This is a genomic window from Mesorhizobium sp. M0491, from assembly GCF_040321265.1.
Classification (GTDB): domain Bacteria; phylum Pseudomonadota; class Alphaproteobacteria; order Rhizobiales; family Rhizobiaceae; genus Mesorhizobium.
In genome coordinates, this window is the sequence record NZ_JAMYRE010000004.1 from 112,691 (window position 1) to 129,597 (window position 16,907).

Annotated in this window: 11 protein-coding genes and 1 pseudogene; 9 read left to right on the plus strand and 3 right to left on the minus strand. The window is 60.5% G+C overall.

The window, feature by feature from the left end:
* Positions 1-262: 262 nt before the first annotated feature.
* The 3 genes from NKI69_RS06220 to NKI69_RS06230 all read left to right on the plus strand — a co-directional run bounded on the left by NKI69_RS06220 (position 263) and on the right by NKI69_RS06230 (position 4,850).
* On the plus strand, positions 263-883 hold the full coding sequence (locus NKI69_RS06220; RefSeq protein ID WP_352720725.1) for a nitrogen fixation protein NifQ: 621 nt from the start codon (positions 263-265) through the stop codon (positions 881-883).
* Between the two features lie 1,673 nt (positions 884-2,556).
* Complete coding sequence (locus tag NKI69_RS06225; RefSeq protein WP_352720475.1) at positions 2,557-3,960, plus strand: AAA family ATPase; 1,404 nt, start codon at positions 2,557-2,559, stop codon at positions 3,958-3,960.
* 2 nt (positions 3,961-3,962) lie between these two features.
* Entirely contained in the window at positions 3,963-4,850 is an 888-nt protein-coding gene (locus NKI69_RS06230) for a DUF4435 domain-containing protein (protein ID WP_352720477.1), read from the plus strand.
* 898 nt (positions 4,851-5,748) lie between these two features.
* On the opposite strand, the gene NKI69_RS06235 is transcribed toward NKI69_RS06230, so the two are convergent.
* The 3 genes from NKI69_RS06235 to NKI69_RS06245 all read right to left on the minus strand — a co-directional run bounded on the left by NKI69_RS06235 (position 5,749) and on the right by NKI69_RS06245 (position 9,062).
* Complete coding sequence (locus NKI69_RS06235; RefSeq protein WP_352720727.1) at positions 5,749-6,966, minus strand: MFS transporter; 1,218 nt, start codon at positions 6,964-6,966, stop codon at positions 5,749-5,751.
* Between the two features lie 57 nt (positions 6,967-7,023).
* Complete coding sequence (rpoN, locus tag NKI69_RS06240; protein ID WP_352720479.1) at positions 7,024-8,460, minus strand: RNA polymerase factor sigma-54; 1,437 nt, start codon at positions 8,458-8,460, stop codon at positions 7,024-7,026.
* Between the two features lie 68 nt (positions 8,461-8,528).
* Complete coding sequence (locus tag NKI69_RS06245; RefSeq protein ID WP_352720481.1) at positions 8,529-9,062, minus strand: peroxiredoxin; 534 nt, start codon at positions 9,060-9,062, stop codon at positions 8,529-8,531.
* 1,617 nt (positions 9,063-10,679) lie between these two features.
* Between NKI69_RS06245 and NKI69_RS06250 the strand changes: the two genes are divergently transcribed.
* The 6 genes and pseudogenes from NKI69_RS06250 to NKI69_RS06275 all read left to right on the plus strand — a co-directional run bounded on the left by NKI69_RS06250 (position 10,680) and on the right by NKI69_RS06275 (position 16,877).
* Positions 10,680-11,882: a cytochrome P450 gene (locus NKI69_RS06250; RefSeq protein ID WP_352720483.1), complete on the plus strand. Its 1,203-nt coding sequence runs from the start codon at positions 10,680-10,682 to the stop codon at positions 11,880-11,882.
* Between the two features lie 91 nt (positions 11,883-11,973).
* The gene (locus NKI69_RS06255) at positions 11,974-13,263 is read left to right on the plus strand and encodes a cytochrome P450 (protein ID WP_352720729.1); all 1,290 of its coding nucleotides are present in this window, start codon (positions 11,974-11,976) and stop codon (positions 13,261-13,263) included.
* Position 13,264: 1 nt separating this feature from the next.
* A pseudogene (locus NKI69_RS06260) lies at positions 13,265-13,390 on the plus strand (ferredoxin); the annotation flags it as partial.
* Between the two features lie 168 nt (positions 13,391-13,558).
* The gene (locus tag NKI69_RS06265) at positions 13,559-14,401 is read left to right on the plus strand and encodes an SDR family oxidoreductase (protein WP_352720732.1); all 843 of its coding nucleotides are present in this window, start codon (positions 13,559-13,561) and stop codon (positions 14,399-14,401) included.
* A complete protein-coding gene (locus NKI69_RS06270) occupies positions 14,401-15,744 on the plus strand; it encodes a cytochrome P450 (protein WP_352720485.1) in 1,344 nt (447 codons plus the stop codon). The genes NKI69_RS06265 and NKI69_RS06270 overlap by 1 nt, the downstream gene beginning before the upstream one ends.
* A 143-nt stretch (positions 15,745-15,887) precedes the next feature.
* On the plus strand, positions 15,888-16,877 hold the full coding sequence (locus NKI69_RS06275) for a polyprenyl synthetase family protein (RefSeq protein WP_352720487.1): 990 nt from the start codon (positions 15,888-15,890) through the stop codon (positions 16,875-16,877).
* The last annotated feature ends 30 nt before the right edge of the window (positions 16,878-16,907 follow it).

Sequence of the window (16,907 nt, forward strand, 5' to 3'; positions counted from 1 at the left end):
TTGTCCTGCACGGTCCACGTCCAACTCCGCGGGGGCATTTCCGGCGCCAGTGTTCCCCGTGAGGCGCAAATGGGCAGGGCAGGGGTTCGCGAACACCTCTTCCAATCACAGAATTTGCGTCAGAGCCGATGGACCAGACGAGAATTGCCGAACTACTCGACACGAGGCGACCCGGAGTGCCATACCGAAGAACTGCCCGACCCATGTTGCGGCAGGCCGGGTCTCTGCATGATTTGATAGGACGAAAGCAGGAGAACGCACCATATTTGCCCAACATTATGCCCGGCTCAGCACCGGCCAATGGCCGCACATTGAGCTGGAGAGGAGGTTCGACCAGCATGTGCTTGCCTGTGTGCTTTCACGTGCGCTCGAGGAGATCCAAGCCGGCGAGGCGACGGCGACGGAGGCAACCGGACTTTCGCGCGCCGAGTTGCGCTATGTCCTGGTCCGCTGTTTCCCTGCTTTTCCTATCAACGCGTTTGCCTTGAAAGAGGTGAGCGAGCCCGAGCCGGATCCGGAGGAAGAACTTCTGCATGGACTGCTGCTGGCGCATGCCCGACCTGGCGACCCGACGAGCGCCCGCTTCGCCAGGATCATCGCCCGGCGTGCCATGCACAATGACCACCTCTGGCAGGACCTTGGCCTTTTTGATCGAACCGACCTCGGCCGCCTGCTCGCCTCGCATTTTCCGACGCTGGCGGCCGGCAACACCCAAAACATGAAATGGAAGAAATACTTTTACCGCAAGCTCTGCGAGGCCGAAGGTTTTTCGCTGTGCAGCGCGCCCAGTTGCCGGGAATGCAATGATTTCGAAAGCTGCTTCGGCCCGGAGGAAGGCGAAAGCCGCCTCACACGGATCAAGAACGGCATCGCCTCGGATTGAGAGCCGCTTTCGTCAGTCGTACAGCGCCAGCGCTGCGCCATATGTCTCCTGTCGAATGTGGACGGACGCCTTCGAGGATTTGAATACTGTGCCTGCTGTCCGATTGCTCGCGATGATCGCTTCGGCGGGAGCCGTCATCACGCCGGTGCAGGACCCGCCCCGTACCCACCGCCGCCGAGCAACTGCTGTTCTCCGGGTCGTTGCTCCCGCTGCCCGGCCAGGCTCCATTTGGAATGGGCCGACGTCTTCGACACCGGGCTCGAGCGCAAGATGCTGGCCGGCCGCAGCAGGTAACCCTTGGAAACGGCCGTGGTAGATTTCTCGTGCAACTCGACCAAAGGTGAACTTCGAGGTGCGGTCGATAGCGACGAACATTTAGAGCTTTCAACCGCCGCCGTGGACGGTGCAATATCCACCATCCACGGCGACCCATTCTCCTATCGTCCGCTGGATGCCTCCCGTTACGGAATTTGCGCAGCGAGTTCCCTTCTTCGTTGTCGCACCACAACGGGGAGCCCCGTCCGTTTGCACCCATTCGAGATATTGCTGCCGTGTAACACCGAAGTGGCTGGCAGCGAATGTGTCGCGATCTCGAATGAAAGCGGGACCTCACCGGATTGGAGCGCAAAAGTTGCGCTTCCGCCGGGAGCCGGAACGGAAACAACAAAGGTGATACCCGCCGACTGCATTGCTAAAATGGTCTGCTTATCCAACTGCATTTGCCTTCTCTCCGGAGCTATTTTGCTCTCATGAATCGACAGGCCAATTCTCGACCACCCCAGCGTGTCGCGAACGTCTCCGAAACTTCGAACCAACTACCATCGTTGCCGGCCCCATGGTTGGCACCCATGCACCAGCATTCGCATTCATGACTCATGGCACTCAAACATGAAGGTGAGCATTTTTCCAGTTCTCGATACGGCTGGATGACATAAAGAAAACCATACTTCTCAGCGCCCGTTCAACGAAATTATCGAACCAGCTTTTTGGGAGCTCCCAGTATCACCTGCTCTCTGCCGAGAACCAGACCGGGATAAATTTTCGTTCATTTTAGAGCCACTTCCTATTCTCATCCGCAAAGGGAAGTCTCACGCTAATGCGCTGCCCCTTTCCGGTTCTACGCAAAAACAACAGGTTTTTATTTTTGATTCCAACCTTCCAATACGCCGATCGTCTTCGAGCATCCACATACCCCCAACCCCAAAAGACATACCCTACTAGGAAGGCTACGCTCGCGGCATCGCGCACAAGCCCATGGTCTTCATCGTTTGGCCTTCGCCATTAAGCCAGAGATTGGCATACCCATCGCCCCCTCGCCTATCCGCCGGGCGCATTCTTCGCGGCCCATGCGCCCGCCTGGCGGCAGGCGAGGGGTGGCGGACATGTTGGCGAGGATTTCGGCTGAGGACAATGGGCTCCGCGAGGGTTCAACGTCAACTTGATAATGGCAGCGGTCGGCTCTCGCCGTATGGTCCGGCGCGGACTATCCGAGTCGGACATAATCGCCTACTGGGAAGAAGCCGCTAGGCGACAGACGGAAGAAAATAATGCCAAAATCTGTGAATCTAGGGTGCAGTGCGGGGGCTGTGTTGGTGACCGTACGCAAGTAGAATACGGTTTTTTTACTCCTCCACGTTATGGGGCGGAGTTCGCAAAAACAGGGGGTATACGGCATGGCTGAACCACAACAAGAGGTCTTCTCCTTCGAGGGCGTTCGTCTTCAGGAATTTGAGGTACAAGGCCTGTTTGGCGAGTTTGACTACAGGATTCCACTACGATTAAATGAGCATGTCACAGCGATAATAGCCCCAAACGGGACTGGCAAGACGCTCTGTCTTCGAATGATTGCAGGTCTATTTGAGCACAGATGGTCTGTTTTCTATGACACCGATTTTGGCCGTGCTGGATATACATTTTCGGATGGAACGGTTGTAACCATCGAAAAGAGGCCGATACCTGCTGATAGAGACGAAGGGGACGTAGACGCTTCGGTCCATATACGAATCCTTCCTGCTAGGGGTGAGAAGGCCGATTGGTCACCTCGTTTCTCTGACCCCAAGAGGGCCATTCATTTGGACCGCTATCTCCCATTTCTTACGCGTGTAGCGGGAGACAAGTGGAGGCACGATCACTCCGGAGAAATACTTGGACTACCCGAGATCGTTGAAGCCTACGGGGAATCACTACCAGGGGGCATTCGAACAAAGATGTATGGGAAGGTACCCGAGGCACTGCTCGCGCTGACTCGAGAAATCGATTGCCGACTGATCGAAACGCAACGGCTCCTCATTCTGAAAGACGAGCAAAGAGAGGTTTACTATGGCCCGCCACGCAAGGCTCGTTCCACTCTGGCGATCACGCAAAAAGCACAGACGTTGAAAGAAATCATATCGAAGGAGATAAATGCGTACGCAGCTCTTTCGCAATCTCTAGATCGTTCATTTCCGAAGCGTGTCATTGCCAATACAACGCTCCTCTCCGCCGAGGGGCTCGGTGATCAGCTCGACGAGCTCGATACAAAGCGCCGCGAACTAATGGAAGCGGGTATACTCGATACCGAGACCGACGATCCAGTTGAGCTCCCCGAAGGGCCATTGGAAAACGCTATTGCTAGAGTTTTGCAAGTTTATGCAGATGATACCAAGCAAAAGCTTTCTTCTCTCTCGCCACTTTTGGCGAAAATTAAGCTGTTTAAAGAGCTCATTGATCAGAGATTCACGACAAAGGACGTCACTATAAGTAAGCAGAACGGAATTGATGTTTTCTTCAAAGGAAATATTGTTCCGCTAGATAAGCTGTCGTCAGGAGAACAACACCAACTTGTTTTATTCTTCGAGCTGCTTTTCGAGATTAAGAAGAACTCATTGATACTCATAGACGAGCCTGAGCTCTCTCTTCATGTTGCTTGGCAAAAGAAGTTTATTGGCGACCTCATTAACATTATTAAGCTAAATAAGTTTGATGTGGTGTTGGCCACACACTCTCCGCAGCTTATAGGGAGATGGAACGACTTAGTCGTTGAACTCGGCGATGTCTACGAGGGTGAGTACTCCGAAGAAGAAGACGGAGAGAAATAAGCATGCTGTCCATTTCGAAATACATGGATTCGCATGATATCGCGCAGGAAGTAAGAATGGAGAGAGGGGTTCATAAGGGATCATTCCTTATCGTCGAGGGTAATACAGATTTAAAACGTTTTTCGGCATATATTGATGACGCTGAATGTTCAATCGTAAATTCATACACAAGAAGGAAGGCGCTTGGTGCTATACGGCTACTGGACAAGTGGAGCTTGAAAGGAGTGGTGGCCGTAGTCGACGCGGATTTCGACCGGGTCAATCAATCGCTTAAAGAGATGCCGAACATTGCATACTCGGCCACTCACGATTTTGACTTGGATTGGGTCCAGCCGCATATTCTTGAGCGATACCTGCGTGAGGTTGGGGATCCTGCGAAGTGCGGGATGGTAGGAACGTCGACGGAGATAATCACAAGGATTATGGAAGGCTTGAAGCCCGTATCGGTCGCGCGATTGTGGAACATTCGAGGCCAGTTGAAGTTCAAGGTCTCCGGTATCAACGTGGATGATTGCTTTTCAGGGTTCCGTGTAAACATTGAAGGGTATGTAAACCTCTTAACACAACAAGAGCGCATCAGTGATCAGGAAAAGAATGATTTGGTTCAGATGCTCGAAGCGGCAGCCAAGCAGAAATTTGACCTCTTGCAACTCACCAACGGGCATGATTTTCATTGCGCGTTGGGCGCTTGTTTACGGGCCGACCTTGGCGAGAGACGCTCACCACAAGCCTGGGGAAGTGAGGTCGAGTCCCACCTGCGTCTCGCCTTCAGCGACGCGGATTTTCAATGCAGTGAAATCTTCGAAAAGCTTCGTGCTTGGGAGAAGGCGAATGTTCCGTTTCGGGTGATCGACGGACGCTTTCGACCGGCAGAAGTCGCTGGCTTCTAAGAAACGGTAACGGTTCCTCCAGAGAGGTGGCGGCTGCGCTGCCACCTCTTGGGTCGATTGGGATAAGTGAAAGCGAAGCCGGAGCGTTCCTAGCTGTTTCCCCGAATCTTCCGGGTCGTCGATGGGATTCGCGCCCTCGAGGGCCTCGATCCCGCAACAGGCGGAGCGTCACAATGTGGCAGAGAGGTCTCCCGGTAAGCCTGCTGCATTTCTGGCGGTGCTCCTCGACCTGGCGCGCGCAGTATACGCGTCGGCGAGAGCTTCTGTTGGATGAAGAGGCTCGCCGCCGCATGACGCGGCGCATGAAAATTGCACTTGGCGAGTTTCATTGGAGCACCGTCAGCACCGCGCCTGGCGGGGTGGAAAGTAACCGGCCCAGCACGAAAGAAGGGGCGTCCAGACGCGCGCAAGAATATTGTAGTGGTCGAGCGGCGCTCCTTTGTCGGACGGAAAGACATTCACTGCTAGTCTATGTCGCGCGAATTAGTGATGCCATCTGCCTGGTTGGTGCCCGTTTAACAAGCATCGGCCTAGGGCTTCGCGCGGTCGACGATAATCCTGCCGCCGTTGGCACCACTGGCATTTCGCGACCTGTCTGCGCTGTCGTGCGGCATCTTCACCGTGTTCTGGAGGGCATGGCCGGCGCGTAGCTGTCGCTCGCCCAGAATGCCGGGTTGTCGTGAAGGATATACCGCCAGCAAGGGTTCCATCGCGCTGGCAGCGCTCCTCGTCGTCAAATGGAAACCGATGCCGGCGAGGGTTCGCGTGTCTGGGCGGCGAGGGTCGACATGACCCGAAGGTGAAGCCGGCGAGGCGCTTGCCCTTGTCCATGCGTAATCGCGCATTGCGATTGCATCTCTCGCCGCGCTGCACTTCTGAGGCTGTTCTGTCAGGCGGTCTAGGTTTCGCGCTTCGGGCCGAGCAGGAACACTATGAGGGCAGCGACGAACGTGGCAACAGCACTGTAGGCAATGGCACTGGTAACCCCGGCATTGTCCACCAATAGTCCGCCGACGATCGCGCCGGCAGCGATTGCCACTTGGAATACTGTGACCAGCAGCACACCGGCGCTTTGGGCCTGCTCGGGAACGGCCCTCCGTACCATCCACGTCTGCAATCCCACTGGCACCGCGCCGAAGGCAAACCCCCACGCGGCAACAGCAATCGCCGAGGCCAAGGCCGATGCTCCCGCCGTCAGCAGCGAAACAGCGGCTATCGCTATGAGCAGCGGTGCAAGGGCCGCGACTGCCTTGAGACTGTACTCGGCCAGAAGCCCGCCGGCCAAATTGCCGAAGAATCCGCCGATGCCAAAAGCCAGCAATACAAGCGAGATCGTCTCGACATCCAGCGCGGGAATCTTCTCGAGGAAGGCGCGGATATAGGTGATTCCGGCGAAGTGGCCGGAAGCGACCAGCAGGACGACCAAAAGCGCAACCTTGACCATCGGAATCTTAGCCACATCCAGCAGGCTGCGGAAGCTAGCGACTCCAATCGGAGGCAGTCTCGGAATGGTTATGAGTTGCACCAGCAGTGTAGCTGCGCCGCCGACTGCGGCGAGTATGAAGGCGCTTCGCCATCCCCAGATATCGCCGACATAAGCGCCGATTGGAGCTGCGCAAACGGTAGCCACCGAAACGCCGGTGAGGATGATCGACATAGCGCGCGCCAGGAGGTGGCTTGGAACGAGCCGCATCGCCAGTGCTGCCGACATCGACCAGAAGCCTCCGAGCGCTATGCCGAGCACGACGCGTGCAGTCAGGAGAACCGCCAGCGACCACGCGCCGGCCGCCAGAAGGTCGGACAGGATCAGCAGCAGCGTCATCGTCCACATGACGGTCCTGCGGTCCAGGCGCTTTGTGATGATGGCCACCGTCGGCGCCGAGATCGCCCCGACGATAGCGGTCGCCGTCATCGCCTGTCCAGCCGCTCCCTCGGTTATACCGAGATCATGCGCGAGGGGCGTGAGCAGGCTGACAGGCAGAAACTCTGCCGTGACCAGCCCGAAGGTGCCCAAGGAAAGCGAAATCACCGCACCCCATGCGGGACCAGACGGAGGGACGGGTTTTTCTGGGTCGTGCAGAACAGCGTCCATGACGCATGCCGCGGATTGGGTCATGAACGAAGTCTCCACTTTGATGCAATGCAACGTGATGTTGGCTGCCCTGACCCAAATTCAAAAACACAAGCGCATTTCCCGGCGGCGTTGCACGGAGGAGGGGATGTTCATTGCTTCGCGATATTTTGTGACGGTGCGGCGCGCAACATCGATGCCGGTTTCCTTCAGCCGGACAGCGATGTCCTCATCGGAAAGCACGTCGCCGGGAGATTCTGCGGCAATGATCGCTTTGATCCGATGCCGGACTGCTTCGGCGGAGTGCGCATCGCCGCCTTGGCAGGATGGGATCGCGACGGTGAAAAAATACTTCAGTTCAAAGACTCCGCGCGGGGTAAGCATGTACTTGTTCGAGGTCACCCGGCTTACCGTCGACTCGTGCACGCCGATCGCGTCAGCGACGGTTCTAAGATTGAGAGGCCGCAGGTGGGCGACGCCATGTTCCAAAAAGGCATCCTGCTGACGCACGATTTCAGCCGCAACCTTAACAATCGTCTTGGCGCGCTGATCGAGGCTGCGGATTAGCCAGTTCGCGTTTTGCAAGCATTCGTCGAGAAATGCTTGATCTTTCGAATTTTGGGCAGTTTGACGCGTGACTTCGGCATAGTAGGTTTGGTTGATCAGCAGCTTCGGCAGCGTGGCGGGATCAAGTTCGATCTGCCACCCGCCTTGCGGCGAGGGCGTGACCCAGACGTCGGGTATGATTGATTCAGACGCACCGGATTGGAATCTGTTCCCAGGCTTGGGATCGAGCGCCCGAATCTCATGCATCATGTCGAGAAGGTCTTCTTCATCGACGCCGCAATGCTGCTTCAGTGCCTCAAAATCCCGTCGCGCAAGCTTTTCAAGATGGGCAACCAAAGCTGCCATTGCCGGGTCGAGCCGATTTCGCTGGCGCAACTGAATCTCGAGGCATTCTCTGAGACTTCGCGCAAAAACTCCCGGTGGATCAAATTGCTGCAAGGTTCCGAGAACCCGTTCCACAACAGCCTCATTGACATTCAGGCTCTCGGCCAGCTCCAAAAGATTTGCCCGAAGATAGCCAGTGTCTTCCAGATCGGCGGCAAGCTGGCCAGCGATCAGCCGCTCCTGTGGTGTGAACGCAGTGAGGGCGATCTGACGAGCGACATGGTCGTGCAATGTTTCGGCGAGGGTGGCAAACTCGTCGAGGGAAGGGCCATTGCCGGGCGGGTTGTTGGTCGTGTTGCGAAGGGATTTCCATTGCCCGAGCCGTTCAGGCGAACCTGCCCCGGTCGATCCTTCAACGGCGTCTGCCTCAGGGCCGACAGGCTGATCCGCTCCCGAAATCGAAACGTCGTTAAAAGACCCGCCATCGCTTGATGCAGATTCCAAGAGCGGGTTTTTCTCAATTTCCCGCTCGACGAACTGATGCAGTTCAGTATGCGCCAGTTGCAGCAAGCGAATCGACTCAATGAGTTGAGGCGATGCCACCATGGATTGCTTCTGGCGTTGAAGCAGGCTTGCTGATGATTGCATGGTGAGCGCGATAATCCTGTCGAGGAGCCTCTTGGAGCTGCAATGGCACCAGTGAGACGTTTTCTAGGTCAAGCGGCGGCTTTCAGCGTTTCGAGAACGTTTTGCGGGGATGAGACCCCATACGGGTCGGCCTCGCAGTTGTCGGAGAAACCTTCCTCCTCGAACCAGTGCTCCACCACGCCATTGTTGATCAGGGCGGCGTAGCGCCAGGAGCGCATCCCGAAGCCGAGATTGTCCTTGGCGACCAGCATGCCCATTTTGCGTGTGAACTCGCCTGAGCCATCGGGAATGAGCTCGACCTGCTTCAGGCCCAAGGACTTCCCCCACGCATTCATGACGAAGGCGTCGTTGACTGAGACGCAGTAAATCGCGTCAATTCCCTCCTTCTCAAACTCATCATAGAGCTCTTCGAACTGGGGCAATTGGTAGGTCGAGCAGGTCGGCGTGAAGGCGCCAGGCAGCGAGAACAGGATGACCCGCTTGCCGGCAAAGTAATCGTCAGATGTCTTTTCTTGCCAGCGATATGGATTTGGCCCCTGGACTGACTTATCGTGAACTCGCGTGAGAAAGGTGACGAAGGGAACTTTCCTTTGAACTGTCATCAAGTTGCTCCTAAAGAAGACTGCGCTGAATTCTGGCAGAGCCTGGCGCAATACCGGGCAAAGGCTCGTATGCACGGCACGGAATGAGGGCCTCGCGGCTCGCAACCTCCTTTTCCCTCCCGACGTATGGGAACGCCTTAGCGGTGTCTTGGCCACCCGAACGCAATCGATCTGAGCGAGCTGGACACCGTCGAGCCGGTTGCTTTCCGCGGCTATGGCGCCGGAAGCGGGATCCGGTCACTAGCGATCGTGCGTTTGGAAAAAGGATAGCGGCCGGAAGGAGCCAATATCGCAAGCATGTGGGAGTCTGAAATGTCATTTCACGCAGACTCGGGTCACTGGACTGGTTCAGCGTGTTGCCGATATGTGGCAGTGACCCGCCGGCCTTGGCTTTGGTGACCCTTTGACGGGGCCCTTGGGCACCGGTAAACGGCATTTGCGCGACCGGCCCGTGTTGGCGTGCCGGCATCGGACCAGCCATGCGCAAAGCGGCCACCGAGAACGGCCTTCCGGAGGAGACGATGTCCCGATGTTCAGCGGGAACGGGCACCGTCTCCTCAGACCACTGTCTAGAGCTTAGCGCGTCGGGCATGGTGCAAGTCGCTTTCATCGTGATTTGATGGTGCTCTAACCAGGAGCAGCAAGCGGCGTGCCATTTCAAATAGAGGTGCTGTTGGACCGCCCCTTCTTCTCGGAGGCCGTGTCTTAGAAGATCGGGCGCGCGCTATAACCGCCTCGTCAGATAGGCAACAACGATGCTGTATGGTGCGGAATTCGGCGCTTCAGCCCCGGCTGGGCAAAGACGAACCGGAAGCTGACCCGATGCATTACCTGAGGCTGGAGGGCACCCCAGTCATCGCGTAGCGTGTGGCGCTAGCGTTCATGGGTCGCAGGCACGGCTATCCCGAACATGCGCGTGTCGCAGCAACCATGAGCGGCGCTCTTGGGCAAGCGCCTTGGCCCCGTGAGGATCGAATTCCCCAATCGTGTCTGTTTGCCGCCCTCTTATGTTCGAAACTGGACCAGAATGTCGCTAGCCCGACCGAAAGGTTGCCCAGCGCATACTATCCGACACGTCGCCTTTGTTGTCCGCGACACCGGCCTATTTCGCCGAGCTCTTCTCCGGCCTCAGGCTAAGCCGCTAAAAGCCACCACAAATTTTTTTCTTCGGTCGGCCAAATTGGCACGAGTTTTGAAGCGCCTTCTTTGCGGGCCGAGAGCCGCCGACCGACTTTCATTTCGTGGATGACACCGCGATTGATGGAGCGAAGAAAGAAAAGCAAAATGTCAAATCCGCGTCGGATAGCGTCTAACAGCAGGGGGCCTTCGGCGAAACCGCCCTACCAAACAGCGCGTTGGCCTTGTCGACCCTTGCGCAGGAAATCTTGGCTGGCGGCGAGGTTAAAGGCCCACCACACCGACTTTATCCTGACCTGGAAGGTGCAGGATAATGTTCTGCATCTCGCCGCGCGATGTGCCTAGACAGTTTCGCGTTAGCCGATCTTGATAATCGGTCTGCCTCCGGACGACGTCGTCTACATGCCGTCTTAGGTCTTCGCGCCGCAGCGTCCGCCGGTCACCTTCCGCCCTTCCATCTCTACCGAGTGAAGTGCCACCATGCCCGAACAACCTTTGCCGACGCTGCCGATGTGGCGCGTCGATCACATTGAGCCCTCGCCCGAGATGTTGGCGCTGCGGGCCAACGGTCCGATCCACCGAGTGCGCTTCCCGTCCGGGCACGAAGGATGGTGGGTGACAGGCTATGACGAGGCCAAAGCGGTGTTGTCCGACGCGGCGTTCCGGCCCGCGGGAATGCCACCGGCGGCATTCACCCCGGATTCGGTGATTCTCGGCTCGCCAGGATGGCTGGTCTCGCACGAGGGGGGCGAGCATACGCGGTTACGCACGATCGTGGCGCCGGCCTTCAGCAACGGCAGGGTGAAGCTGCTCGCGCAGCAGGTGGAGGCGATCGCCGCACAGTTGTTCGAGACGCTGGCGGCCCAGCCCCAGCCCGCCGATCTGCGGCGCCACCTCTCCTTTCCGCTTCCGGCCATGGTCATTGGCGCGCTAATGGGCGTGCCCTACGAGGATCACGCCTTTTTCGCCGGGCTGTCCGACGAGGTGATGACGCACCAGCATGAAAGCGGCCCGCGAAGCGCGTCGCGCTTGGCCTGGGAAGAACTCCGCGCCTACATTCGCGGCAAGATGCGGGACAAGCGCCAGGATCCGGGCGACAGCGTGCTGACGTATCTGGTCGCGGCGATCGACCAGGGCAAGGCGACCGAGGAAGAGGCGATCGGCCTGGCGGCTGGCATGCTGGTGGCGGGGCACGAGAGCACCGTCGCGCAGCTCGAATTCGGCCTGCTGGCCATGTTCCGCCATCCGCAACAGCGCGAACGCCTGGTCGGCGATCCATCCCTGGTGGACAAGGCGGTGGAGGAAATCCTGCGCATGTACCCGCCGGGCGCCGGCTGGGACGGCATCATGCGCTATCCGAGGACCGACGTGACCATCGCGGGCGTGCATGTTCGCGCGGAGAGCAAGGTGCTGGTCGGCCTGCCGGCGACGTCGTTCGATCCGCGCCATTTCGACGACCCGGAAATCTTCGATATCGGACGTGACGAAAACCCGCACCTGGCGTTCTCCTACGGGCCGCACAACTGCGTCGGCTTGGCGCTGGCCAGGCTGGAACTCAAGGCGGTGTTCGGTTCGATCTTCCAGCGCTTTCCCGCGCTGCGCCTGGCCGTGGCGCCCGAAGAACTGAAGTTGCGCAAGGAGATCATCACTGGTGGGTTCGAGGAGTTCCCGGTGCTCTGGTGATGCTCGGATGCCACCAGGAATCGCGATGTTCTCGAATTGCCGGCGCGCCTGCCGCGCGCCGATCAGATCAGCCAGCCAACAGGTGACCAAGATGGACGTGCAAGAAACCATGGCATCATGCCGGGACGCCTTCGCCGAACTGGCGTCGCCAGCGTGCATTCAGGATCCGTACCCATTCATGCGGTGGTTGCGCGAGCACGATCCGGTGCATCGCGCGGCGTCGGGCCTCTTTCTGTTGAGCCGCCACGTCGACATCTACTGGGCGCTCAAGGCAACGGGCGATGCTTTTCGGGGGCCGGCACCAGGCGAACTGGCGCGCTATTTCCCGCGGGCGGCGACCAGCCTGTCGCTAAGTTTGCTGGCGTCCACTTTAGCGATGAAGGAACCACCAACGCATACGCGTCTGCGCCGGCTGATCTCGCGCGATTTCACCATGGGCCAGATCGAAAACCTGAGGCCGACCATCGCTCGCATTGCCGCAGCGCGCCTGGACGGCATGGCGCCCGCACTGGAGCGCGGGGAGGCAGTGGACCTGCATCAGGAATTCGCGCTGGCCTTGCCCATGCTGGTTTTCGGCGAACTGTTCGGCATGCCCCCGGACGACATTCTCGGGCTCATCACCGGCATCAGCGCCATTCTGGAAGGCCTGAGCCCGCACGCCAGCGATCCCCAACTCGCTGCGGGCGACGCGGCCAGCGCCAGGGTGCAGGCCTACTTCGGCGACCTCATACAGCGCAAGCGCACCGATTCCAGCCACGACATCGTGTCAATGCTGGTCGGCGCACACGACGGCGATGCCGAGATGCTGTCGGATGCGGAATTGATCAGCATGCTGTGGGGCATGCTGCTGGGCGGCTTCGCCACCACTGCCGCGGCCATTGGCCATGCGATCCTGGCGATGCTGGCATATCCCGAACAGCGGCACTGGCTGAAGGGAGATGCCGTGGGGGTGAAGGCATTCGTCGAAGAAGCCCTGCGCTACGACGCGCCCGCCATGTTCAGCTCCATTCCGCGTATCGCCCAGCGCGACATCGAACTGGGCGGCGTGGTGATCCCGAAGAACGCGGACGTGCGCGTGCTGATCGCGGCCGGCAATCGCGACCCGGACGCCTTCGCCGATCCCGACCGCTTCGATCCCGTGCGGTTCTACGGCACCAGTCCTGGCATGTCGATCGACGGAAAGATCATGCTGACCTTCGGCCATGGCATCCACTTCTGCCTTGGTGCGCAACTGGCCCGGGTGCAGTTGGCCGAGAGCCTGCCGCGGATCCAGGCGCGCTTCCCCACCCTGGCATTGGCCGAGCAGCCGACCCGGGAGCCCTCCGCGTTCCTTAGGACGTTCCGCGCGCTGCCGGTGCGGCTGCATGGGCAGGAGGGCTGAGATGCGCGTCGTGGTCGATCAGGATCTGTGCGGAACGACCGGGCAGTGCGTGCTGACGCTGCCGGGCACCTTTCGCCAGCGCGAACCGGACGGCGTGGCCGAAGTGTGCGTGGCGACGGTCCCGCAGGCGCTGCACGCCGCCGTGCGGCTTGCGGCCAACCAGTGCCCGGTCGCCGCCATTCGTGTCATCGAAAGCGACGCTGGCCATGACGAGCGCGCCAGCGCCGACCCTGCGCCTTCTCCGGTGGAGGCCGAGCGGCATGCTGCGAAAGACCAATGCAATTCAGGAGACACGATGGGACGGTTTGATGGCAAGGTGGCCGTGGTGACCGGCGCCGGCGCCGGCATCGGCAAGGCATGCGCTCTCGCCATCGCGCGCGGGGGCGGCAGAGTGGTGGTGGCCGACATTGATGGCTCGGCGGCCATCGCCTGCACCGCGCAGATCGCGGCCGAAGCAGGCCACGCGCTGCCCATAGCCATGGATATCGCTGATGAGCAGGCGGTGGCAGCGCTGTTCGAGACGGCGGAGCGGCACTTCGGGGGGGTCGACCTGCTGGTGAACAATGCGGGCGCCATGCATCTGACCCCGCGCGACCGCGCCATCCTCGACTTGGACCTGGCAGTATGGGACCAGACCATGGCGACCAATCTGCGCGGCACGCTGCTCTGCTGCCGGCAGGCCATCCCACGGATGATCGCCCGCGGCGGTGGCGCGATCGTCAACATGTCGTCGTGCCAGGGGCTCAGCGGTGACAGGGCGCAGACGTCCTACGCCGCGTCGAAGGCGGCGATGAACATGCTGTCGGCCTCGCTCGCCACCCAGTACGGTCACTCTCAGATCCGCTGCAACGCGGTTGCGCCGGGTCTTATCATGACCGAGCGTCTCCTCGCCAAGCTGGACGAGTGCATGCAACGGCATCTGCGCCGCCACCAGCTCCTGCAGCGCGTCGGCCGCCCCGAGGACGTGGCCGCGCTCGTGGCGTTCCTGCTCTCCGACGATGCTGCGTTCATCACCGGCCAGGTCGTGTGCATCGATGGCGGCATGCTGGCGCATGTGCCGACATACGCCGACGGTGGCAACAGCTGCGCCGCGCGCCCTGCCGGCGACACCCAATCGGCGACGGCGGCGCGCTGCTGATGGACATGCTGCTCAACCCACTCAACCGCCGGCACCGGCTGCGATGCGACATCCCGGTCATGCCTGGCGCTTTCCCCCTGGTCGGGCATCTTCCCGCCATTGTCTGCGACCTGCCGCGCCTGCTGCAGCGCGCAGAACGGACGCTGGGCAGCCACTTCTGGCTGGATTTCGGCCCTGCCGGACATCTGATGACCTGTGTGGATCCGGACGCTTTCTCACTGCTCAAGCACAAGGACGTGTCCTCGGCGCTGATCGAAGAGATCGCGCCCGAATTGCTTGGCGGAACGTTGGTTGCGCTGGACGGCGGCGCGCACCGGCAGGCGCGCGATGCCATCAAGGCAGCGTTCTTGCCCAAGGGGCTGACCCAGGCCGGGATCGGCGACCTGTTCGCGCCCGTCATCCGGGCGCGGGTGCAGGCATGGCGCGCCCGCGGCGAGGTAACCATCCTGCGCGAAACCGGCGACCTGATGCTGAAGCTCATCTTCAGCCTCATGGGAATCCCCGCGCAGGACCTGCCGGGATGGCATCGCAAGTACCGGCAATTGCTGCAGTTGATCATCGCGCCACCGGTCGACCTGCCCGGATTGCCTTTGCGGCGTGGCCGCTCCGCCCGCGACTGGATCGACGCGCAGTTGCGCCGGTTCGTCCGCGATGCGCGCGCGCATGCCGCGCGCACCGGGTTGATCAACGACATGGTGAGCGCCTTCGACCGCAGCGACGGTCCGCTCTCCGATGACGTCCTGGTCGCGAATATTCGCTTGCTGCTGCTTGCCGGTCACGACACCACTGCCTCGACGATGGCCTGGATTGTAATCGAGCTGGCGCGGCAGCCTGTGCTGTGGGACGCCCTGGTTGAGGAGGCGCAACGCGTGGGCGCGGTGCCGACCCGGCACGCGGACCTGGCGCAGTGTCCGGTCGCCGAGGCGCTGTTCCGCGAGACACTGCGCCTGCATCCGGCGACCACGCTCCTACCGCGTCGCGCGCTGCAGGAATTGCAACTCGGCCAGCGGCGCATTCCCGCGGGCACCCATCTATGCATCCCGCTGCTGCATTTCTCGACCTCGGCGCTGCTGCACGACGCGCCTGATCAGTTCCGCCTGGCGCGGTGGCTGCAACGCACGGAGCCGATCCGGCCGGTTGACATGCTGCAGTTCGGTACCGGACCACACGTCTGCATCGGCTACCATCTGGTATGGCTGGAAATGGTGCAGTTCTGCATCGCCTTGGCGCTGACCATGCACAATGACGGGGTGCGGCCGCAGTTGCTCAGCGATGTCGAAAAAGGCCGGCGCTACTACCCGACCGCACATCCGTCCATGGCAATCCGCATAGGCTTCTCATGAGCTGGGCACGCCCTGTGTGGCAAGGCAGCGGCGCCGGCGGGGCGCGGCATTGCTGCACTCAGCGCACGCATTGGTGTGACGCCGGCAACACCGTGACGGCTTGCGCTCGCCGTGGCCGTCTCAGCTACAAGGACATCAACAACATGCAGACCGGTTCCACTCCACGCGACCGAATCGGCGTTTCCGCATCCGGCGGATTGGGCGCGCAGGCGCGCGCCGCCTCTGGCGGGCTGCTCCCCGAGATCTGGATGCAGGACGGCGCAAAGCGGGTCGAACAGGCTCTGGGGCGTCTGCTCTGCGCCAAAGACGACGGTAAGACAGAGCTGATGGCGGCCATGCGCTACGCCACCTTGCATGGCGGGAAGCGCACCCGCGCCTTGCTCTGTCTGGCTGCCGGCGCACTGGCGGGCACGCCGGCGCACATGCTCGACGACGTCGGCGCCGCCATCGAGATGATGCACGCCTGTACCCTGGTCCACGACGACCTGCCCGCGATGGATGACGACGTGCTTCGCCGCGGCCTTCCGACCGTGCACGTAAAGTTCGGCGAAGCCACTGCGATCCTGGTCGGCGATGCGCTGCAGGCCCACGCCTTCCTGACCCTGGCGAGCCTGGATGCGCCGGGCGACAACCGTATCGCGCTCGTGCGCGAACTGGCGCAGGCGGTGTCCGCCGAGGGTGCCGCAGGCGGGCAGGCCATGGATCTGTCGTTGGTCGGAAAGCACGCCGGGCTGGACAGGATCCTGGCGATGCACGGGATGAAAACCGGAGCGCTAGTGCGCGCGTCGGTTCGCATGGGCGCGCTATACTCCATCGCGGAGGATGCCGCGCACGCTGCGCTGTATGCTGCGCTCGATCGCTACACCGCCTGTTTTGGCCTGGCTTTGCAGGTGGCCGACGACATTCTCGACGCGACGGCGGATACCGCGACTCTTGGCAAGACCCCCGGCAAGGACGCGGCGGCGCAGAAGCCGACCTGCGCGTCGATCATGGGGCTGCAGGCTGCGCGCCAGTTCGCCCTGTACTTGTTGCACGACGCCGGGGAGGCCATCGCCCCTCTGGGGCCGCGTGCGGAAGGGTTGGCGCAGATGCTGCAGCGGGCCAACCTCTATCTGTCCGCGCCATACGCATGAGCGTGCGCATCCGTAAGGACTCGCCCCTGT

Excerpts from the sequence above, each read along its gene's own strand:
- NKI69_RS06235 (WP_352720727.1), bottom strand. The coding sequence starts at position 6,966 with ATGACCCAATCCGCGGCATGCGTCATGGACGCTGTTCTGCACGACCCA.
- NKI69_RS06225 (WP_352720475.1), top strand. The coding sequence starts at position 2,557 with ATGGCTGAACCACAACAAGAGGTCTTCTCCTTCGAGGGCGTTCGTCTT.
- NKI69_RS06245 (WP_352720481.1), bottom strand. The coding sequence starts at position 9,062 with ATGACAGTTCAAAGGAAAGTTCCCTTCGTCACCTTTCTCACGCGAGTT.
- NKI69_RS06275 (WP_352720487.1), top strand. The coding sequence starts at position 15,888 with ATGCAGACCGGTTCCACTCCACGCGACCGAATCGGCGTTTCCGCATCC.
- NKI69_RS06265 (WP_352720732.1), top strand. The coding sequence starts at position 13,559 with ATGGGACGGTTTGATGGCAAGGTGGCCGTGGTGACCGGCGCCGGCGCC.
- NKI69_RS06255 (WP_352720729.1), top strand. The coding sequence starts at position 11,974 with ATGGACGTGCAAGAAACCATGGCATCATGCCGGGACGCCTTCGCCGAA.
- NKI69_RS06250 (WP_352720483.1), top strand. The coding sequence starts at position 10,680 with ATGCCCGAACAACCTTTGCCGACGCTGCCGATGTGGCGCGTCGATCAC.
- NKI69_RS06230 (WP_352720477.1), top strand. The coding sequence starts at position 3,963 with ATGCTGTCCATTTCGAAATACATGGATTCGCATGATATCGCGCAGGAA.
- NKI69_RS06270 (WP_352720485.1), top strand. The coding sequence starts at position 14,401 with ATGGACATGCTGCTCAACCCACTCAACCGCCGGCACCGGCTGCGATGC.
- rpoN (WP_352720479.1), bottom strand. The coding sequence starts at position 8,460 with ATGCAATCATCAGCAAGCCTGCTTCAACGCCAGAAGCAATCCATGGTG.